This is a genomic window from Pseudoalteromonas sp. SG43-8 (assembly GCF_014164245.1).
GTDB classification, from domain to species: Bacteria; Pseudomonadota; Gammaproteobacteria; order Enterobacterales; family Alteromonadaceae; genus Pseudoalteromonas; species Pseudoalteromonas distincta.
In genome coordinates this window covers 25,753-48,164 of record NZ_JACJEX010000004.1, presented here as the reverse complement: position 1 = coordinate 48,164, position 22,412 = coordinate 25,753, and the positions used below count along the sequence as shown (strand labels likewise).

Sequence of the window (22,412 nt, the reverse complement as noted above, 5' to 3'; positions counted from 1 at the left end):
AAACTGTAATTAAACAGTTTTACATACAACACTTTAATTTAAAAAATTCATACCTTGTTAATTTAACCATTTAATTTAATTTTTTGACTACTTTTTAGTTAATAAATAAAAGGGTTTAAATGTATTAATACCGTCACACTAAATACATTTAGCGTTTATAAAAACGTCATATCTACCCGCTAAAGTGCACACCACTATAAATAATTCAAAAAGTGCAGTATGACCCTTTCATCACGTCGAAATTTCTTAAAAACCTCAGCAGCAAGCATATTTACCGTCGCAGTATCGAGTGCCATTACAGGTTGTGCTCAAACATTAACAAACAAACCACTATCGGCTATTGAATTTAAACACGGTGTAGCCAGTGGCGATCCGCTCAGTAATGCTTTAATAATTTGGACACGTGCAACTACTTCTCAATCAAATTTTGAAGTTACTGTTGCTTGGGAACTGGCAAGTGACTCTCAATTTAAAAACATCATCCGCAGCGGGCGCGAACAAACAGATAAAAGCAGAGACTTTACAATAAAAATAGATGTGCAAGAACTTGCTCCAAACACAGAGTACTTTTATCGATTTGTGGGTTTAAATACACAAAGCCCAATTGGCCGGGCTAAAACACTACCAATAAACAATGTTGAACAAATAAAAATGGCTGTTGTGTCGTGCTCAAACTACCCTGCTGGGTACTTTAATGCCTACACCGATGCCGCTAAACAAAAAGATTTAGATGTAGTACTGCATTTGGGTGATTACATTTACGAATACCCAATGGGCGGATACGCTACCGAAAATGCTGAAAACATTGGCCGCCAATTAGCAGCCGATAACAGCGGTGAAATTATTACCCTTGGCGACTATCGTAAGCGCTATGCTATTTACAGAACAGACCAAGGCTTACAAGCACTTCACGCTGCAGCGCCATTTATCGCAATATGGGATGACCACGAAGTTACCAACGATACCTATAAAAGTGGTGCTGAAAATCATACCCCTGATGAAGGTGACTTTTTTAAGCGCCGTGCAGCAGCTATTCAAGCCTATTACGAATGGCTGCCAATTAGACCGCCTATGGGTGAACAAAGCCCGCAAATATACCGCACCTTCGATTTTGGTAATTTAATAAGCTTGCACATGCTAGATACGCGCGTAATAGCACGCGATAAACAACTCGCTTACAGCGACTATAAAAACCTAGAGACCAAACAAATGGATGTTGCGCGCTTTGCCAGTGATTTAAATAATCCAAATAGGCAGTTACTAGGTAACACACAACTAAACTGGCTCACCAGTGCAATAACTAAATCAAATGCAAAATGGCAAGTATTGGGCCAGCAAGTATTGATGACTAAAATGTGGCTACCTACTGAAATATTCTCGCAATCCGATCGCACTAAAATACCTCAGGTGTTAAAAGAGCTTGTTACCATTAAAAAAGCCGTGTTAGCTAATAAAGCGGTAACACCCGCGCAACTTGCACGCGTAAATACTTTAATGCCTTACAATTTAGATGCGTGGGATGGTTACCCAAGCGAGCGCGAAGCATTATACAAAAGCGTTACTGCATTAAATAAAAAGTTAGTCGTGGTTGCAGGTGATACGCACAATGCGTGGCATGGTACATTAAAAAATGCAAAAGGCGAAAGCGTAGGAGTAGAGTTTGCAACACCAGGTGTTACATCCCCGGGTATGGAGCATTATTTAGCGCTTAATACGGCACAAGCAAAACAAATGGCAGACTCGCTTTCATTGTTAATAAACGACTTAAACTATTGTGACTTATCACACCGTGGATATATGTTACTGACGATTACTAAAGAGCAAATCACAACCGATTGGCGTTATATAGATAACATAAACTCCCCAAGTTATAACATAGTTAACCAGCATCAAAGTGTTTATAAAGGCTAATACTTTTAAAAAGAAGGTAAATGTATTATTTACCTTCTTCGCATATTTTATTTAACGTGCTTAATTACAACTATAAAGAAGCGTCCACGAAGCATCACTTCCTGGAAGGCTATTTGTATACCAATTTGCGCTGTATGCATTGCCTTGATATTGCATTTTATCGTCGGTGTTATTGTGAGTAAACGGACCACCTGAGTAATCTTTGTTCACCCAATTAGGGTATGTATTAATACCATTACAATCGGTTGAACTTACAACACTGCATCCATTTGTATCAACACTCGTACCAGTGGGTGTATCTGGGCACTGATCAATATCATCATTCACACCATCGTTATCTACATCGCTTTGTGGTTCAACTACTTCAACAACACAACCTACATTATTAACAGTTTCACCTGCAGGTGTATTAGGGCATTGATCAACACTATCGCTAATACCATCACCATCGCTGTCAGTTACCTCACAACCAATACTATCAACCGTTGTACCTGCGGGAGTGTTATCGCACTGATCAAGGCTGTCACTTATACCATCGCCATCAGAGTCTAAAGCAACCGTACTACCACCCCAACCTTTAATGATCTCTTTAACTTTAGTGCCTGACGCGGTTAGTGAATTCCAACTACCGCCTGGAGTAAATAACGATGCACCTTCGTTTTTATCGTTTAAAGCCCAGTTAGCGTGGCTAATATTGTTTGTTTTAAAAAATGCCATCCATGCATCGGTTTCATTAATATTAACACCACCATTGCCATCAGCATTAACTGTTCCCCACTCTGTGGCGAATAGTGCAATGCCGTTATCGAGTGCTGTTTGTGCTTTATTTCGATACGATTGACCATGCGTGCCAGCATAAAAATGCAGAGTGTAAGCAATATTGGCACGATCAATTGGGTTTTGTGATGCCACATCAACATCTTGCGACCACGTAGGCGTTCCAACCACAATTAAGTTATCAGGATCGATTGCTCTAATTTTATCAATAACTGTTTCTGCATAAGGCTTAATATCGTTAACCCACGAGATTTGTAACGGCTCGTTATAAATTTCATAAATAACATTGTCGTACTGCCCATATTTGGTAGCTACGTCTTCAAAAAAGCGAACTGCAGTTGCTTGATCGGTATGTGCTTCATGGCTATGAAAATCAATAATAACGTACATATCCTCGCTAATAGCTGCGTTTACAACAGTATCAAGACGGCTCATATTGCCCTCCCAATCAAAGTTCAAACTACCACCAGTACTCGTACCATGACCAATAGCTGCACGAATTAATGTTGCATTAAATTCAGTTTTTGCCTTTGCTACTGTTTCTGCTGTATAAAACTTTTCAGCCCCCCACCCCGTATTACTCCAAAATAGGCTAGGTCCTGCAAAGCTTGTGCTTTCCCCACCCGCAAGAATTTGATTCCCACTCACCGTTAACTTCTCAACAGCGGCATTAGCCATTGTTGAGCATCCTAATAATAAAGCTAACGATAAGCTCGCCACTTTAAAATCCTTTCTTTTGTGATTATTTGAACTGTTATTCATCGTATTTCCTTAAATTGAAATTATCAGTCGTCATTGCTTGACGTAATAAAATGACACCAAACCAATACTTAATGGTCAAATAAAGTTAATCTGGCGAGCAGAAAGTACCACTTATTTATTAACATTAAATGAATAAAAAGGTACAAAGATAAGGATTTTAATTAACTAAATATCAACAAGTGAGCGATTTAACGAGGTTTGAGGATTTTACTGGGTATATACAAGAATTTACACGATGTTTACATGATGCGGGCAAAAAATCTCGGTTACAAAAAATATGTATAAAAATGAAAAGGCGGTAATAATAATTATTACCGCCATCAATAATAGCTAAATATCAGGGATAAATATGCGGAAAGAAAATTAATAAGCCAACCAAACCGAGTTCTAATTAAGTGGCTTATTTTTTAGTAGGCAGCGCTTTTCTGCCCAAACGGTATGCATCCATCATGCTCAGCACCCAAATTATAATCATTAAAGGTAAATACTTATATTCAGCGAGTTTAGCGCAGGCGTCAGATGGTTGTTGCGCGGCTTTTAAAATGGCCGTAACAGACATGGGTATTTTTCCGTTTACAATTTCATTTGCAGTACACTGTGCAATCGCAAATATATCTTGAAAGGTTAAAATTAAAAGAACAGAGAATACACCCGCAAAAATAGCGCCTATAAGGTGTTTTTTTAAAGAAAAATGCCCCGCTCCAGGATAAACAATGGCGGTAAGTAAAGCAGCTTTTAGATCTTGTTTCATTTTTACCTAATATAAATTCACTTAACGTGATCACATAAAAAAGCCACTTTGCAGTGGCTCAATTAAAATATCAAGTAGTTAAATGTATTATTGTCCACCAAACCCGAGAGTTAACTCAATACCAACAAAGCGAGGTGCTCCCGCAACAAATGTTGGGTTGCCAAATCCCCCTCCAGTATTACCTGCATCAACTAAATACTCTTTATCTAATAAGTTACTAGCAAATACACTAACAGCCCAGTCGTCACCATTTGCGATACCTAAGCGCGCACTGACTAATCCAAGCCCAGGTTGGCTAATATCTAAGCCTGATATTGGCGCATTTGCTGGCTCAAAATACACTTCAGAGCGGTAGCTATATATTAAAGAGCTCGTTAAATTAAATGAGTTCGACAATTCTGTTGAATAAAACAGCCCCGTACTAAACGTCCACTCTGGTTGTAATCTAAATTTATTGCCTGCGAGGTTACCGTTATTACTATCATCATCTATTTCAGCATCAAGGTAAGCCGCATTGGCAAATACCTCAAACTCATTATTAATTAACGCCCTTACTTCAGCCTCTGCGCCAACATTAGTGGCAGAGCCCGCATCAGCAGAAAACGCAACGCCTTCATCATCCTGTAACGTAACCTGAAAGTTAGAGTAATCTTGATAAAATACAGCGACAGAGTAATCTAAACGCCCGTCAAGTGCTTTACCTTTAATACCGGTTTCGTAGTTCCAAACAATTTCCGCTGGAACTTCTGATAAAGAGGCTTCGACATTCCCTTGTTCATCGTTAGCCGAACTTACTTCAAGTACTTCCGAACGACGTCCTTTTGAAATAGTCGCATACATATTTGTAGTAGGGTTTATTATATAAAGCGCATTAAAACGTGGCAGCCAATCATCATAATCAGCATCGCCATAAAATGTTTCACCATTTGTATCAACCGTAAACAATGGCGCTTGTGTTAAAACACTATTGGGTGCAGCAGAGCTATAACCACTGCGCTTTTCTTCTTTTATATAACGAAGACCCACTGTTAACTCCAGTGCCTCAGTTGCAGCATAAGTTACATCAGCAAACGCTGAATACGCTTTGTTTTCACCATAGTTTGTAAACTCTAGTGAATATGGCAACTCGCTTATTGCACCACCTGTTAATGCTGGTGTTAAAATATTAACGCTACCATCATTATTAATACAAGGAACACCTGAACCCAATACGCCCAAGCAATTTAAAAATATAGACTCCTCTGTACTAAATGGAACACGCTGGCTACCATCTTCTTCAAAGTAACTCACACCAAAAATACTAGTAAACTTATTCTGTGTATAAACAGCGCGTAATTCTTGGCTAAATTGATCGCCCTCAGCAGCTTCTGCAAATTCTAAAAACCATGCCTGCGTACCATCAGCATCAAACACTTCTAAAGAGTCAAAATTACGCCCTGCAGTAATTGAGGTGATTGTTAAATCGTTACTTACATCCCAATTTACAGTCAAATTTAAATCGTTAACTGTGCGCTCTACACCTAAGTCTTTTTTTCCAAACACAGACTCCGCATACGGACTACCTGGCATTTCAACAAAGCTATATGGGCTTGTATCACCACCGGTTGGTGCATAAAGCCCATTTTTAAAAGATGTACCCGAGTCATCATTTTTTTCATACGTATACAGCAAATCAATCGTTACATCGTCACTAGGTGTAATACGTAAAGACGGACGATAAGAAAAACGCTCAATAGCATGCATATCATCTTGCTTAAACCCAGGCGGATTTTGGGAGTTACTATCTCCTGCAATATTTTTTATAAACCCATCACGTTCACGATAAGTAAAAGCAACACGGCCTTGCATTAAATCATTACCACCCGTTACAAAACCACTAACACCTTTGGCCGAGTAATTACCAACGGATGCTTTTAATTGAGCCGAAAAATCTTTTTCTGGTTTGCGTGTTGCTACACTAATAGCCCCCACAGAAGCTGCTGTTCCAAACAGTGTTGCTTGTGGTCCTTTAACAACTTCAATCGCTTCTACATCAAAAAGCTCAAAGTATGAACCACGAGAGCGTGATACATCTGCTCCGTTATAATAAATAGACACACGAGGTGATGATTGAGACGACCCACTATCAGACGTAATACCACGAATCACAAAGCCTGGGTTGTTAGGGCTTTGCTCTTGAATAACAAGCCCTGGTGTTATTTCAGATAAAGTGTCTAGTTCGCCAATACCTAAGCTCTCTAAAAAGTCGCCATCGTAGGCACTTATTGTTACAGGCACATCTTGTATTGATTGCGCACGCTTTTGAGCAACAACCACTATTTCATCAAGTTCTTTATTTATGGTTTGATCTGCAAAACTATTTGTTGATGTAACGCAAATCATCGCCACAGACAATTTAGTAAGTTTAAAAAAAGGCCGTATTGTTAATTTATTTTTCATGTTTTTCACTGTTCGTCCGGTTAATTGTTTTTAGGAATTACCGGTAATCTAACGAACTATTACGACTTTTTTACGTCTTATTAATTACGCATTGGTTAAATTGATGTTTCAACTTTATGAAAAATAATAAATTATTATATTTATATAAAAATTATAATATTGAAAAACTCAGCGTACACTTGTACACTAAAATTCATTCAAATAGTGGTAGGATCTGTCATGTCGTTAGAAGCGCCCTATTCTAAAAAAGAAGAACAACTAAACGTAATTAGTCATGCACTTGGTATTGTATTTGCCGCGTTTGTTATGTGGGATTTATTTAGCCAAGCCACCAGCACTAAAGCATATGTAAGTACTGCAATTTATGGCAGCAGTCTATTTGTACTGTTTTTGTCGTCCACTTTGTACCACGCCAGTATTCAACCGCGCTTAAGAGCCTTTTATAAAAAGTGCGATCACTGCGCCATATACTTATTAATTGCCGGCACCTACACCCCCTTTTTATTAATCTCATTAACCGGTGCTTGGTCATGGGCAACACTTACATTTATTTGGGCGGTGGCACTAGCAGGCGTTGCGTACAAAGTATTTGTAAAAAACGGCAATAAAAAAATATCGCTCGCCACCTACTTACTCATGGGTTGGTTTGCACTGGCTATTGTATATCCGCTTTATTCAAGTGTTGATGTAAAAGCACTTTACTGGCTACTTGCCGGCGGTATTTTTTATAGTTTAGGCACTTTTTTTTACAGTGCTAAAAGCACCCAATTTAGCCACGCAATTTGGCACTTATTTGTTATTGCTGGGTGTGTTTGCCATTATATTTCAATTAGTAATTATGTTTATTGAGCTGGTATAGCCAATTAATATGGTCTGGTTTGCGCGATGAGCGGACGCTGGTAAAAGTTTAACCTAATGATGAATAGCATATAATTAATCGCTGTTTTGATGTGTTATAAACTCCAGAATGGTGTTCAATAAGCTGTTAGCTTTAAGAGGAAGTTATGGAAGACAACCGTATTTTGGTATATCTAGATCACAACGTATTAGACTTGATGACTAAAGGCGACCCTCATCGGGTTATAGAGTTACTTAAAAACAATGGCCTCACTCCAGTCTATTCAGACGAGACTCTAAAGGAAGTTCAGCGGTCATTAGGTTATGAAAGTAATTTTCTTGAACTACTAGAAGAGATCGAGGCAAAGTATATAGAGCCAATTCTTGATCAAAACTTCAAACAAACTGGTCAGGCAAATATTCATTCAGTTCTCCCCAATGATATTTATAAGCGCTTTTTAGCCAACCAATTGGAAAACTCTGATGGCGATTTTGGCATGTCTGAGATGCTCATGAAATTTTATGGGGGGCAACCGGATAGATCTTTCGAGGAAATCTTCCAGCAAGGCGCTGCTAATTTACAAAAGTACATAAAGGAAGCATTTGAAGGAATTGACGAAGTTTCGTCGGATGACACCATAGATATAGAAGGCATCAAAAAGCTTATTCAGGATTTGCCTGCATTAATGAGCAGTCAAACTTCGAGAGTAGCAAAGGAACTTGATGAAAGAGATGGATCCCCAATTTCAGAGTTCCAGGCCAAAACGGGAATCAGACCAGTTATATTAAAAAATGTAAAGCCGCCAAACGTGGTGGAAAAAATATGGCAGATGTTATCAGACACTGAAGGATTCTCAGAAATAGATATAAGAACATTCTTCGGGGTAAAGCCACATAGCTTTGAAGCCGATTCGGATAGAGAGCGGACGATTCAAGAGAAGGTCAACGCAGTCTATCATCAGTTGAATTTTCTCGGATACTATCGTGATTCTAAAATGAAAAAAGATAGAAGATTTCGGGCATCTTTTAGTGATATGACCCATGCAGGTGTTGCTTCATTTTGTCATTTGTTTTTGTGTAGAGACGAAGATTTGGTAATGAAGGCTGCTGCGGCTTATGAATTCTTAGGCGTAAATACTAGAATATTGCACTACAAAGCTAATAAGCAAATATAGCCGTTCACTGATGCGTCGGCTGATTAGGGCGTTACCAATGGCCGCAATTGACACTCTCCAGCCAGTCGACAACATAAAATATTGATAATAATTGGCAAGGTATTTTACTGTGTCAGATGGCGTGGCTTCGCCACTTATCCGACCTACGTCAAAAGGTAGGTTGGTTAAGCCGAAGGCGCCACCCAACAGAGTATCAATTCACGCCTTGAAAGTCAGCTATGGCACTTACCTGCCAATAATAGTCATATCACTCCCACCGACACTCACGCATATTTACTTTGTCATTTTTAAACAATACGCCTTCTGATAATAGCTTTTCGCGTTGTTCTTGGTATTTTTCGCTACCTTCAGGGAATGATATTTTACCTTGGCTATTCACTACCCTGTGCCAAGGTATAACCGAGTCGTTTGGCATCATTTTTAATAAGCGCCCAACCAACCGTGAGTTTTGCGGGTAGCCCGCAAGAGCTGCAACTTGCCCGTAGCTTGCCACTTTACCTATTGGTATGCCTGCGATAACAGTATAAATAAGTGTTTCTTTATCAATATCAGCGTTCATTTAAATACGCCTCACTAAGTACTTTAAATTGCTCCCAAATAGTACGCGCTACAGGGCCGTGGTGCACTGCATGTTGTCTAAAGGCTCTAATTTGTGCGCTAAATTTATGCTCTCGGTCAGTTATGTGTATTTCTTGAAGTAAGCCTGCTTTTATTTCAGGAGCGCAGTGTTCTAGGCTCATCATTGCCCAACCTGCACCTGAAAGTAAAAACGATTTTAAGGTCGATACATCATCAATTTTCATCATGGCGGAGCCTTTTGAGTACGATAGTCTGTCGCTGTCGATACTCAAGTCACTTTCAAACATAGCTAAACACGGATACGTTTGTAGTTCGCTATAGGTTAGCTTTTGAGGGAGTACGCCTTTAGCGCTGACAATGCCAATATCGAGCCTGCCTATAGGTACGCTTTCTAAATCGCCTGTCGCATGAAATAAATCAAACCAAGGGCCAATGCCTAATTCGGCTTGCCCACTATTTACTTGCTCTAACGAAATAAAGCGCTTCCCGCTTGTTAAGCTAAATTCGGTGCTGGTAAACAATCTAAAAGTATTACTTATGATCTCGTTGTAACTCTGCGTATGGCAAAGTTGTTCGTAACAAATTCTAAATTGGGGTTCATTACCGAGTGCCAATTCTTTAGCAAGCTGCGCTAGCTCGTCGTTGGCATGCAGAAGTTGCTGCGCCTCGCGGTGAAAAATACGCCCTTTTTCAGTAAGCTGTAATCGGTACTTACTTCTGTCTAGTAACTCAAAACCTATTTTTTCTTCTAGATTTTTAATAGCGAGTGTAAGCGCGGGCTGCGTTTTATGTAGCTTTAGTGCTGCCCCGCTTAAGCTTGCGCTTTGCACTATGGCATCTAAAATTATTAATTGATTCAGCTTCATATAGCACTCTGCAACATTATAAGTAAAACTTATTGAGTTTCTAAAATTTAATGATTTTTATTTTATATGTTTGCAGCGTATGCTGCACTTAATTATTTTGCCATCATTGCAACGGAGAAGACATGAAACTCTTTCGTCTATGTTTTTTAACTACGACTTTATTAAGCTTAATAGCCTGTTCTGAGCCAGAACAACAAGTTAAAGAAGAGCCCATTCGCCCTGTTAAATTATTCAACATAGGTCATGATTCTCAAACTAACATTCGCAGCTTTCCTGCTGAAGTTGTTGCAAACCAAGGCTCTTACCTTGCTTTTAGGGTAAACGGCGAACTTATTAAGTTTCCTGTGCTTGCTGGTGAACACGTTGAAAAAGGTGATTTATTAGCAAAACTTGACCCTGAAGATTTTCAGTTGCAGTTTGATGAGCGCAAAGCGCGCTTTGAATTGGCAAAATCACAACTTGGCCGTATTGAGCAATTGTTTGAGAAAAAAATTACTAGCCAATCAGAATTAGATCAAGCCACTGCTAATATGCAAATTGCTGAATCTGCATTTAAAATTGCACAAACAAACCTTGAGTACAGCGAGCTACGCGCGCCATTTTCAGGCACTGTGGCAAAAGTATTTGTTAAAAACTTTGAAAACATTCAAGCCAAACAAAATATATTGCGTTTAGAAACACGCGATTTAATGGATGTAGAAATCCAGGTTCCTGAAAAAATAGTCGCTCGTTTTCAAAAAGGCACTGATTACCACCCTACTGTAAAATTCGATGGCTTTGACGATAAAGAATACACACTTGATATTAAAGAGTGGGATACCCAAGCTGACCCAGCAACACTTACCTATAAAGTTGTGTTTTCGCTACCTGTACCTGAGGACTTTAATTTACTAGCGGGTATGACGGGCAGTGTATTTATTGATTTAAGTAAAGTAACTCGCTCGCAAGTGTCTTACACAATACTGCCAATTGAATCAGTGTTTTCTGAACCTCAAGAATCTATTAAAGATAATGCCTACGTGTGGCTTTTTGATTCAGAAACTAGCCAAGTACATAAACAAGCAGTAAAAATTGGCCAGCTACACCGCGATGGTATTGAGGTGTTAAGTGGTATTAAAGAAGGCCAAATTGTTGTTTCTGCCGGTGTGCACTCACTAAAAGAAGGCATGAAAGTAAGAGCATGGAATAAAGAGCGAGGCTTATAATTATGAGCTTTGCACAACTCTCCATTGAGAAAAAAGTAATCAGTTGGATGTTTACGCTGCTGCTATTAATTGGCGGTACCGTGTCGTATTTTGATTTAGGGCAATTAGAAGACCCTGAGTTTACGCTTAAAAAAGCCATGGTTATTACCTTGTACCCTGGCGCATCGCCGCAACAAGTAGAAGAAGAAGTAACTTTTCCTCTGGAAAACGCAATTCAGCAATTACCTTATGTTGATTACGTTACGTCTATTTCATCTAACGGTAAATCACAAATTTCGGTAGAGATGAAAAGTACCTACCGAAAAGAGCAACTTCGCCAAATTTGGGATGAAATGCGTCGTAAAATTAACGACCTCTCCCCTTCGCTTCCCAGCGGCGTTTACCCAAGTACTATTTTAGATGACTTTGCCGATGTTTACGGTGTTATGTATTCGGTAACCGGTGATGGCTACTCATATGACGAACTTAAAGACTACGTCGACTTTTTAAAGCGCGAGCTAGTCTTGGTTAAAGGTGTAAGTAAAGTAACAGTTGCAGGTGAGCAACAACCGCAAGTAATGGTTGAAGTATCAACGCGTAAATTGGCTCAACTAGGTATTGCACCCAGTCATATATTTCAGTTACTGCAATCGCAAAATACGGTATCTAACGCGGGTAAAATTCGCGTGGGCGATGAGTCAATTCGATTGCACCCTACTGGCGAGTTTAAAGATGTAAAAGAGCTCGAAACGCTATTAATTTCAAAACCTGGTGCAAGTGAGCTTATTTATTTAGGCGACGTAGCAAAGGTTTACAGAGAGTACGCAGAAGTACCTAACAATGTTATTCGTTATAACTCTCAGCAAGCTTTGCTTATTGGCGTGTCGTTTATGTCGGGAGTTAACGTGGTAGATGTGGGTAAACACATTGACGATCACTTAGCTTCACTTGAGTATCAACGCCCTCATGGTATTGACATAAATTCGGTATACAACCAACCACAAGAGGTTCAAAAATCGGTTGATGGTTTTATTATCAGCTTACTTGAAGCTATTGCGATTGTTATTGTAGTACTGCTGTTATTTATGGGTTTAAAAAGCGGTGTTTTAATTGGTGGTATTTTACTGCTTACTGTATTGGGTACGTTTATATTTATGAAGTTGTTTGCTATCGATTTACAGCGTATATCACTTGGAGCACTTATTATTGCGCTTGGTATGCTGGTTGATAACGCAATAGTTGTAACCGAAGGGATACTAATCAACCTTAAACGTGGGCAAACAAAACTCAAAGCGGCGGTTAATATTGTTGAGCAAACAAAATGGCCCTTACTAGGTGCAACAGTTATTGCAGTCACTGCATTTGCGCCAATTGGTTTAAGCTCTGATGCCAGTGGTGAATTTGCCGGTAGCTTGTTTTGGGTGTTGTTTATTTCGCTTTTATTAAGCTGGATAACAGCCATTACGCTAACGCCATTTTTTGCCAATTTAATGTTCAAAGAAAACGAATTTAAAAACGAAGAAGGCCAAGAAGATGAAGACCCATACAAAGGCTTTATTTTTAATGGTTATAAAGCGGTTTTAGATTTAGCGCTGCACTTTAGAAAAACCACGCTTATATTAATGGTTGTTTTACTGTGTACTGCGGTTGTTGGTTTTGGCTCTGTTAAACAGTCGTTTTTTCCTGCTTCTAATACACCTATGTTTTATGTTGATTACTGGCAAGAGCAAGGATCTGATATTCGCTCAACCCTAGAGGGCGTTAAAAAGCTTGAAGAATTTTTGCAAAAAGAAGACCTTGTTGAAGAAGTAACAAGTACAACAGGCCAAGGCGCGCCACGCTTTATGCTTACCTACGCACCAGAAAAGTCATATCCCGCGTACGGGCAATTAATTATTCGTGTGGCCGACAGAGAAGCCGTAGCAACTGTAATGCAAACTGTACGTGATTACTCAAATAATCATGCGCTCTCTGCGCAGCTTAAAATTAAGCCAATGGAAATTGGCCCCTCTACTGATGCAAAAATAGAAGCGCGTTTTTCAGGCCCTGATCCTGTTATTTTAAGACAATTGGCTGCTAAAGCTGAAGAGCTTATTGGTAATGATGATGGCGCATACAATATTCGTGATGACTGGCGTGCACGTACTAAAATGATTCGCCCACAGTTTAACGAGCAAAAGGCACGCCGCTTAGGTATTAGTAAATCTGACTTAGACAATGTATTACTAACAAGCTTATCGGGTAAACAAGTGGGCGTATATCGCGATGGTACACAATTGCTGCCTATTATTGCACGATCTCCTGCTAACGAGCGCTTAAACGTGGAAAGCGTACACGACCTTCAAATATACAGCCCTGTATTGGGTGTATTTGTACCAGTAACCCAAGTGGTAGACGAGTTTATTGTACAGTGGGAAGATAGCCTAATAATGCGCCGCGATCGCAAACGTACAATTACGATTATGGCCGATCACGATGTATTAGGAGATGAAACCCCTGCTAAACTATTTGCACGTATTCGCGGACCAATAGAAAACATGGAATTACCGCGCGGTTACGAACTGGAATGGGGTGGCGAGTTTGAATCTTCAAGCAAGGCTCAAAAAGCAATATTTGGCTCATTACCGCTGGGTTACTTAGCGATGTTTGCAGTAACCGTATTACTTTTTAACTCGCTTAAGCAACCACTTGTTATTTGGGCAACGGTTCCGTTAGCTATTATCGGTGTAAGCGCGGGCTTGCTAGCTATGAATGCGCCGTTTAGTTTTATGGGACTACTTGGTTTATTAAGCTTAAGCGGTATGCTTATTAAAAACGGTATTGTATTAGTTGATCAAATAAATCTCGAATTAAGGGAAGGTAAATCTCCCTATGAGGCCGTATTTGACTCTGGTGTGAGCCGTGTACGCCCAGTTGCTATGGCGGCTATAACTACTATTTTAGGTATGATCCCGCTGTTATTTGACGTGTTCTTCCAGTCAATGGCGGTAACAATTATGTTTGGTTTAGGCTTTGCTACAATTTTGACTCTAATTGTAGTGCCAGTACTTTACACGGTTATATTTAGAATTGATTACGAACCGCGTAAGTAGTTAAACATATAATCGATTAACATTAAAAATGCCACTGGCTCATGGTCAGTGGCATTTTTATTTAATACCGATGAAAAAAGAAAGGCTACATATTTAGTTGTTAAGAAACTAACCGCAACACTTCTTATATTTTTTGCCGCTACCACATACACAAGGTGCGTTACGCTCTGGTAATTTATCAAATACTTGTGGTGTTGACTTGCTAAGTGCAAAGTCTAATTCGCGAATATCTTCTGGTACTTCAGCTTTAACTTCAATTGAAGCAAACAGCGAATGCTCTTCTAGTATTGCTTCTATTTCTGATTGTCGTGCAACTGAGTTTACAATTAACGTGAGCGGGTGTGACTCTGTGCCTGGCTTGGCAGTACGTTTTGGTGCAAATCCATTACTGTTATTTTTACCCATTATATCGGGCTTACCCATAAAGAAAAATTTTGACATGTTACTTCTATAACCTTTCTGCATTATTAAGACGGCGCATCTTAACAGCTTAACCTTCATATAACTAAGTGTACTTGATAATGCACAATATAAATCAGGCTTTAGCGCATATACGCCTAATATAGCGACATAATGAGGCCAATTAATGGATTTAGGCAAAATTTAAATTCGAAATATAGTAAAATTATCATGACTCAACTTAGTGCCGTTTTAGTATCAAACTCAATATTATGGAAAAGCCTTGGAAAATTTTAAAACCGCGATACTAATAGCGGGCAGCGTTTTTATACTTTTTGGTTATTTACGCTTTATAACTGACGATAATGGTAACGTGAACTTAAACAACTACCGTTTTACAGGGGGCATACTACTGGTTATTTCCGGTATGTTCGATGGCGCACGCGACCTTGTTAAGCGCCTGCGCTCTAAAAACTCGTTATCGGCGATTGCAGTTTATTTAGGTATACTCTTATTTTATATTGGCTTTAGCATTTAATAGCGAAACATTAAGCGCTAATTTGGGCTTTATACAAGCAACATTTTATAAGTGAATACCCTTTGACCTTTAAGCAACTCTTCAACAGCGCCCTATTACTTTTAGCAACGGCTCCTCCACTGGTTCTACTTGCATGGGATGAACAAGCCGATCCCGCATTTATTCCCAACGGTATATATAACACCTTAACATTTACGTTATTTCCAATAACGGCGATAGTGTTGTCGATTGTTTTATTAAGGCACCTATATAAAAAATATAATAATAATTTTGAATTTAAACATACAGTTAAAAATTATATTGCTGAGCATGGGAAGTTCCGAAGCGCATTTATACCACTGTTTTTGCCTATTTTAATTTACTTATGATTATGGACGTCAGTTTGTATTTCTGTGAAACTATGGGCCAATAAACACAGCAATAATATATGGCAGCAAGAGCATCAATTACTTGAGGTAGGTAGTTGCCCAACTGATTATGAGTATAGTTGTGCAACACTAACTGTGCTTAGTTTACAGAACTACAGAAAATACACTTTTAGATGGTATTTAGATAAGAATAAATTGGTGACTTTGCAAAATAACAATATAAATTTAGTGGGCATTACAAGCCCATTTGGTAATATAGTACAAGAAATACAGTGGTAGTAGAATACCACTTAGCTGCAGATTATTTTTTTAAGCTAAGGGTACGCCCCGAGCTAGGTTTTGACTGTGACGACTTGTTCTCTTTAATACTTTTTGGCTTACCAACATACGTGGTAGAACGCTTTTGATAAGGTGCTTTACTGCGCTCATTTTTGCGCTCGCCATTAGCATTACTGCGTTCAGAGTTGCGACTTGAATTTCGCTCGCCACTTTGTTCGCCTTTATTAAAACGGCGAGGATTTTCACCCTGAAAATCACGCTTTTTAGGAATCGACGGCGTATTATTTTCTGATTGTTTATTAGCATCAAGCGAATGTTCTTGAGTTTTACCTGAGTCAGAAATCGAGTCGTTTATTTGCGCCATTTCAGTATCAGATAAATGACGCCACTGCCCTACCTTTAAACCTTTTAGTGTTACGTTCATTATACGAGTGCGCTTTAACGTCACCACTTCGTAACCTAAATATTCACACATACGACGTATTTGGCGGTTTAAACCTTGTGTAAGTACTATTTTAAATTCTTTAGGGGCAGTTTGGGTAACTTTACACTTTTTAGTAACAGTATCCAAAATAGGCACACCATTGGCCATTTTTGTAACAAACTGACGATTAAGCGGTTTATCAACCGTAACAACATATTCTTTTTCGTGGTTATTACCCGCACGCAAAATTTTATTAACGATGTCGCCTTCGTTAGTTAAAAATATAAGCCCTTCAGACGGTCTATCTAAACGCCCTATTGGAAATATACGCGTAGGATAATTTACCGCGCGAATAATATTACTTTGAATTTTACTTTCGGTAGTACACGTAATACCAATGGGTTTATTGTAAGCGATATAAACGCGCTTTGGTGTGGCTTTAAGTGGCTTGCCATCAACCAATACAACATCGGTAGCAGCAACTTTTACGCCCATTTCAGGCGAGTAGCCATTAACGCTGACACGACCTTGCTCAATATATTTATCGGCTTCGCGGCGTGAACAAAATCCTGTTTCACTAATAAATTTATTTAAACGTTTTAATTCGGTCATGGCACTTATAGCGTAGTAATTTTTAAGGCGAGTAGTGTAAACCACCCACACTATTTTTTCGCCCCTAATTTAAAATTTATAGGTGTTTAAGCATTAATTTTTGCTTTCGTTAATTTACGCCATACAAATTCAAGCGGGCCTTGGTTAAAATAACGGCTGTATATAAAGGTAAATATGAGCTGCAGTGCAACTAATGCCGTTGCAACTAACCAGTAGTCAATACGATCAAAATTGAGCACCCAGTGCGTAAATAGCACTTTATATAACAATAATTGTATGAGTGTTTGGCTAATATATAAAGTAAATGCTAAGCGCCCCGCTTGTTGAATAAGCGTGCCAACATGTGCGCTGTTATTGCAAAATTTAACAATTAATTGAATATACAGCGTAGCCATACCTAGCGCCGCAAACATATTTACAAATTCTTGCACCCCATATCCTAAGCTGCCATTAAGCTGTGATGCATAAAGCCTGATTCCACAAAAAACAAGGGTCATTGCACCGCAAACTATTAATTGCTGAGTCGTTAAGCCTTTACTAAAAACGTCTTGTTTATATAAATAAATGCCAATGAGCATAAGGCCCACACACATCCACATTGTCATTATTGGCACCATAACAAGCATTAACGTGTTCATAGCAAGGTTACTAATAAAGTAATCAATATAGTGTGGGTTATATAATTCAATAAACTGTGCTGTATCGCGGTAAATTATTTCATCGGGTACGCTAGATATAACAAGTAAGGTAACCACAGCCGACAACAAGGTAAATGCAAGCCCTCTTTTTAAAAGTACGTTGCTATCACTTTCTAAATATTTAATAACAAACCAGCCAGATACACCGTAAACAAATAAAATATCACCGGCCCAAAGTAAAAAACCATGCGCTAAACCAAAGAGGATTAACCAATAGAGCCTGCTTTTTATCTGCACTTCAGACTTGTAACGTTGCCACTGAATGTAAAGCCCTGCACCAAAAAGCAAACTAAACAGCGTTCTAAAACGCCCGTCTACAAACACGCTGCTAAGGGCGTGAATAATTGAGTCGCTAACAGGAGGAGTAGTTAAGGAGGTATACCCGTATTCAAAAATGCCGAAGGCGTAAGCATTCATGTAAACTAGGCCAAGCACGGCAACGCCGCGAATAAAGTCCATATTATAATTGCGCATTAAAGCTATTATCCGTTAAATATTATTCTTATAACTGTCAGCCCAATCGACTGACTGCTGGTAAAGTGGAGGTAGTATAGCACTGTCTATATTTAGCAAAAGTACAGCTTGTTCAAGTGCCCACCAGCTTCCTGTTTCATATGCTTTAACAACGTTTAAAATATAATAAAGTGTGTTTTTGTCGCCTAATAATGCCGTTTTTATTTCATCAGGGAAAGGTAGCTTTTCAACAAGCAAGCTCATTGGTTGATCAAGGATTGCATCTAGCAGTGAAAATAACCCTGTTAAAAATGCTTCGCCTGACTGACTTTTATCAACATTTTTTGCCACAAGCTCACAAAAGCGAGCACGTACAACACATACTTGCATTAGCTCTGCTGGCTTTTTACCCGCTGTATGAGCAGTAACAATAAGGCTCACAAACTTTTTCAGGCGTTCGTGTCCTAAATACACAAGCGCTTGCTTTAATGACGATATTTGGCTTTGTATAGGAAACACACCGCTGTTTATTAATCTTAGTAACTTATATGCGAGTGCAGCATCTAGCTCAAACAGGCTTGCGATGGTTTTAATGTCAGGGCTTTGCTTCATTATTTCTGCGTAAATAGCAACGACTAAACCATAATTATAATCAATGTCGTTTTGCTTGATCATGGTAGGCTTTGCAAAAAAATAGCCTTGAAAATAATCAAACCCCATATCAAAGGCGAGCTTATAGTCTTCTTGTGTTTCTATTTTTTCGGCTAGTATTTTTATTTGTTTATGCGCTTGTAACTTAGTAACTATGGGCTGTATTTCGCTAAGAGGTGTAATTGCAATATCAAATTTAATGAGCTTCACAAGCTTTAAAAAACGATCCCATTGTGGTTTATATACAAAATCATCGAGCGCGAGTTTGTAGTTACTATGAAATAAACCTCGGCATAGCTCATAGTTATCGTCGGTAGGCTCTATGGTTTCGAGCAGCTCAATCACAACGTCTTGACATGGTAAGAAAGCACATAAATCGAGTTTTAGTGATTCTGGTCCTATATTAATAAGCGCTTTTTTGCCTGATGTAATATGGCGTGTACCTAAATTTAATTGATTTTCCATAATAAGCCTTGCTGTTGCTTGGCCTTCTGCAATATCTGGAAAATAATTTTTTGGACTATCACGAAAAAGTAGCTCATAGGCTACTACTTTTTTACTTCGATTGAATATTGCTTGCCTTGCAACAAATACAGACACATTACCTACTTCTTAGCTTTTATATAATACTAAGTAATTAAACCCTAAGCAGGTAGATTTGTCACTAAACTTTAAAGTACAGAAACGATTTACCGGTATAAGGTTGTTATATAATCAGTTGCCACTTGTGGCCACGAAAAACGCATTTGCTCTGCGCTGTGCTTAATTTTATGCCATCTTTTAAGATTTTGCTTTTTAATTAAGAGAGTTTCGTCTAAACAACTAATTAAATTACGCGTTTGCGTTGCCAACGTGTCTCCATTAAAGCTAAAACCATTTTCGTGGTGTTTAACAGTATCTTTTAATCCACCAACACTGTGTACTAAACACGGTTGCCCCGCTCGCATTGCTAGCATTTGGCTAATACCACACGGTTCAAACGAGCTTGGCATTAAAAATAAGTCACCTAATTGATACATTAAATCGCCAACACCTTGCCCATACCCCTTTAAAAATAAAAGATTGGAATTACGCGCCATTGCTTTGGTAAATATGCTTTCGAGCTCTTTGTCACCCGAGCCGAGAATAATAAGTCTGCCATTATGTTCATTAATTAATTGGCACACTTTATCAATAGTTAAAACCCCATTAACCTGCTGGCACAATAACAACACTTTTTGCTCAGTAAGACGGCCAACGCTTGTAACTAATGGACCGTTATTAACCGTTGCTTTAAATTGCTGTAGTCGTTGGTGGGCAATATAGTAGCCACTTTGTAACTGCTCGCTATTTGCCATCCAAGTAAATAAAGTGTTCTCTGCTTGGCTATAAAAATCAGCGAGAGTTGCTCCTTCAAGTGCATTGCTTGGATATTCGCAGCCATTTAAAATACCAACAAGCTTGCCTTGGCTTGCTGCATTTTGCAAATCTTGCTCAAGCCCTTCGCCACCAAAAAAACCATGTTCGTAATTGCTAGGTTCAAGAACCTCTTGGCTGTAAGTTGGCGATACAACATGTATTTTATCGCATAGATTTATTGCACTGCGCATAGGATTAAAACAATGAGGGTAACGCGGGTCGCATAATTGCTGGCCATTATAACTAAGTGATGGAAACCACGCCTCTAAGCTTGAATCATCATGTTTGAAAGGCCTTATCCCTTGCAGTGCAATATTATGCACTGTGAAGACAATAGGTAAGGTATTAAGTGAGCTATAACGTGGCTCAAACTTAAGTAAAACTGCAACGCAGGCACTGTGCCAATCATGTAAATGCAGCGCTGTAGGGCGCTTTAATACACCTTGTAATAACGCTTCGCAGACGGCTGCGTTAAATAGAGCAAATTTAGTCGCATCAGTTGCAAAAGGCCTCCCCGGTGCATCATTACAATATACACTGCCTGATTCACTAAATAATGGGTGGCTAATAACAATTTGGCTTACATTATTTTCGGCTTGTTGTACTTTAAAAATGGTTAATACATGGGGTTGAGCATTAAATGCAACGGTTACTTCACCTATATAAATACGCTCAAGCGGCTCAAACCCGTAATCAGGAATAACAACATCAACCGTTATACCTTGCTTTGCAAGAGCCTTAGGTGCATCGCGTACTACATCTGCCACACCGCCTACTTTTGCGCCTGGTAACGCGTCATTTTCTGCTGCAACCATTAATACATGCATTAATTTATTATTTCCTTTAAACCTGTGTGAGCTTGCTCACAAATGAGCAAGCTATGTTGTCGTGCTTATCTAACTTGTTGTTACGCTAGCTTTTTATTTTCTCGCGCTTGGCGTTCTAACTTTTTTGCAAGCTCAGTGAGCATATCACGTGTAACAAGAACGATACCTTTTTTAGATACCCTAAAGCCGTTTTCTTCATCTGTTTTTTTGTCAAAACCGATTTCAAGACCCGCAGGTATTTCACAGCTTCTATCTATTATTGCGCGTTTAATTTTACAACCTCGGTTTATAACCGCACCGGGTAAAATAACCGACTGCTCAATGGTACAAAATGAGCGAACGTGAACGTTAGAAAACAACAGGGATTTTCTAACCGCAGAGCCCGAAATAATACACCCACCCGAGACTGTTGAGTCTAAAGCCATACCACGTCTATCTTCGTCATCGAAAATAAATTTAGCAGGTGGTAGTTGCTCTTGATAAGTCCATATTGGCCACGTTGGATCGTATAAATCAAGTTGTGGCTCTGGCATTACCAGTTCCATATTAGCTTCCCAGAACGAGTCAAGCGTACCTACATCGCGCCAATAAGGTTGCCCTTCTTGGTTTGGATCTCTAAATGGGAAAGCAAATACATTATGCTCTTCTATAATCGCTGGAATAATATCGTGACCAAAATCGCGTCCAGAGCCTTCATTTTCAGAATCTTTTTTAAGTTGCTCAAATAAAAATTCTGTATTGAAAATGTAGTTCCCCATTGATGCTAAACATGTACCTGGCTTGCCGGGTACGGAGCTCGGCATTGCTGGTTTTTCATCAAAACGACACACTCTATTTTCTTCATCAACGGTCATTACACCAAACGTGTCTGCGGCTTCCTCTACTGGGACTTCAATACAACACACAGTCATATCTGCGCCTTTTTGCACATGTTCAGCCAATAAAGCACCATAGTCCATACGGTACACATGATCTCCAGACAAAATCATCACATATTTTGGAAGCTCATGACGAATAATATCTATGTTTTGAAAAACAGCATCTGCGGTTCCACAATACCAATCATCACCTTGGCGCTGAGATGCAGGTAGTATTTCAACCGACTCTCCTAGCTCTTTTTTAAAGTGCCCCCATGCGCGGTTTACATGGCGTATTAATGAATGTGATTTATATTGTGTAGCAATACCAACACGTCTCACACCCGAGTTAATGCAGTTTGATAGTGGAAAATCGATAATTCGATGCTTACCACCAAAGTAAACTGCTGGCTTTGCTCGCCAATCGGTTAACTCATGCAGGCGAGAACCGCGACCGCCTGCCAGTATTAACGCGTAAGTTTCTCTGGTTAGGCTACTTATGTAGCGATTTGCATAATTAGGCATAATACTCTCT

17 protein-coding genes are annotated in these 22,412 nt (G+C 39.2%); 6 read left to right on the top strand and 11 right to left on the bottom strand.

Annotated elements, in window-relative coordinates:
- Positions 1–219: 219 nt before the first annotated feature.
- Entirely contained in the window at positions 220–1,911 is a 1,692-nt protein-coding gene (locus H5122_RS09680) for an alkaline phosphatase (RefSeq protein WP_182712994.1), read from the top strand.
- Between the two features lie 60 nt (positions 1,912–1,971).
- Here H5122_RS09680 and H5122_RS09675 read toward each other — a convergent pair whose 3' ends face one another.
- From H5122_RS09675 to H5122_RS09665, 3 genes are all read right to left on the bottom strand, one after another.
- Positions 1,972–3,450, bottom strand: coding sequence for a cellulase family glycosylhydrolase (locus tag H5122_RS09675; RefSeq protein WP_182681983.1), 1,479 nt, complete (start codon positions 3,448–3,450; stop codon positions 1,972–1,974).
- A gap of 400 nt (positions 3,451–3,850) precedes the next feature.
- Complete coding sequence (locus H5122_RS09670) at positions 3,851–4,201, bottom strand: hypothetical protein (RefSeq protein WP_182681984.1); 351 nt, start codon at positions 4,199–4,201, stop codon at positions 3,851–3,853.
- Between the two features lie 87 nt (positions 4,202–4,288).
- Positions 4,289–6,640 carry a TonB-dependent receptor gene (locus H5122_RS09665; protein WP_182681985.1) on the bottom strand — a complete coding sequence of 784 codons (2,352 nt, stop codon included), beginning with the start codon at positions 6,638–6,640 and terminating at the stop codon, positions 4,289–4,291.
- 219 nt (positions 6,641–6,859) lie between these two features.
- Here H5122_RS09665 and H5122_RS09660 point away from each other — a divergent pair, with 219 nt between their 5' ends.
- Together H5122_RS09660 and H5122_RS09655 are read left to right on the top strand one after the other, a co-directional pair.
- Entirely contained in the window at positions 6,860–7,489 is a 630-nt protein-coding gene (locus H5122_RS09660) for a hemolysin III family protein (protein ID WP_182681986.1), read from the top strand.
- Between the two features lie 155 nt (positions 7,490–7,644).
- Entirely contained in the window at positions 7,645–8,652 is a 1,008-nt protein-coding gene (locus H5122_RS09655) for a hypothetical protein (RefSeq protein ID WP_182681987.1), read from the top strand.
- Positions 8,653–8,899: 247 nt separating this feature from the next.
- Here the strand turns inward: H5122_RS09655 and H5122_RS09650 are convergent, their stop codons facing one another.
- Positions 8,900–9,211: an MGMT family protein gene (locus H5122_RS09650; RefSeq protein ID WP_096794573.1), complete on the bottom strand. Its 312-nt coding sequence runs from the start codon at positions 9,209–9,211 to the stop codon at positions 8,900–8,902.
- Positions 9,201–10,097: a LysR family transcriptional regulator gene (locus tag H5122_RS09645; protein ID WP_002958590.1), complete on the bottom strand. Its 897-nt coding sequence runs from the start codon at positions 10,095–10,097 to the stop codon at positions 9,201–9,203. Before H5122_RS09645 ends, H5122_RS09650 begins: the two co-directional genes overlap by 11 nt.
- 122 nt (positions 10,098–10,219) lie before the next feature.
- Here H5122_RS09645 and H5122_RS09640 point away from each other — a divergent pair, with 122 nt between their 5' ends.
- Together H5122_RS09640 and H5122_RS09635 are read left to right on the top strand one after the other, a co-directional pair.
- On the top strand, positions 10,220–11,302 hold the full coding sequence (locus H5122_RS09640) for an efflux RND transporter periplasmic adaptor subunit (protein WP_165724062.1): 1,083 nt from the start codon (positions 10,220–10,222) through the stop codon (positions 11,300–11,302).
- Positions 11,303–11,304: 2 nt separating this feature from the next.
- Positions 11,305–14,373 carry an efflux RND transporter permease subunit gene (locus H5122_RS09635; protein WP_182681988.1) on the top strand — a complete coding sequence of 1,023 codons (3,069 nt, stop codon included), beginning with the start codon at positions 11,305–11,307 and terminating at the stop codon, positions 14,371–14,373.
- A gap of 108 nt (positions 14,374–14,481) precedes the next feature.
- Here H5122_RS09635 and H5122_RS09630 read toward each other — a convergent pair whose 3' ends face one another.
- Complete coding sequence (locus tag H5122_RS09630; protein ID WP_182681989.1) at positions 14,482–14,814, bottom strand: PBPRA1643 family SWIM/SEC-C metal-binding motif protein; 333 nt, start codon at positions 14,812–14,814, stop codon at positions 14,482–14,484.
- Between the two features lie 241 nt (positions 14,815–15,055).
- Here H5122_RS09630 and H5122_RS09625 point away from each other — a divergent pair, with 241 nt between their 5' ends.
- On the top strand, positions 15,056–15,310 hold the full coding sequence (locus H5122_RS09625; RefSeq protein WP_182681990.1) for a MetJ regulator of methionine regulon: 255 nt from the start codon (positions 15,056–15,058) through the stop codon (positions 15,308–15,310).
- 669 nt (positions 15,311–15,979) lie between these two features.
- Here H5122_RS09625 and rluF read toward each other — a convergent pair.
- The 5 genes from rluF to glgC form a co-directional block, all read right to left on the bottom strand.
- Positions 15,980–16,993: a 23S rRNA pseudouridine(2604) synthase RluF gene (gene rluF, locus H5122_RS09620; RefSeq protein ID WP_182681991.1), complete on the bottom strand. Its 1,014-nt coding sequence runs from the start codon at positions 16,991–16,993 to the stop codon at positions 15,980–15,982.
- A gap of 86 nt (positions 16,994–17,079) precedes the next feature.
- A complete protein-coding gene (locus H5122_RS09615; protein ID WP_182675453.1) occupies positions 17,080–18,150 on the bottom strand; it encodes a DUF418 domain-containing protein in 1,071 nt (356 codons plus the stop codon).
- Between the two features lie 30 nt (positions 18,151–18,180).
- Positions 18,181–19,395, bottom strand: a complete 1,215-nt coding sequence (locus tag H5122_RS09610) for an EAL and HDOD domain-containing protein (protein WP_182671211.1) — start codon at positions 19,393–19,395, stop codon at positions 18,181–18,183.
- An 89-nt stretch (positions 19,396–19,484) separates the two neighbouring features.
- A complete protein-coding gene (locus H5122_RS09605; protein WP_182681992.1) occupies positions 19,485–21,020 on the bottom strand; it encodes a glycogen synthase in 1,536 nt (511 codons plus the stop codon).
- A gap of 80 nt (positions 21,021–21,100) precedes the next feature.
- A complete protein-coding gene (gene glgC, locus H5122_RS09600) occupies positions 21,101–22,402 on the bottom strand; it encodes a glucose-1-phosphate adenylyltransferase (RefSeq protein WP_002958601.1) in 1,302 nt (433 codons plus the stop codon).
- Between the last annotated feature and the right edge of the window lie 10 nt (positions 22,403–22,412).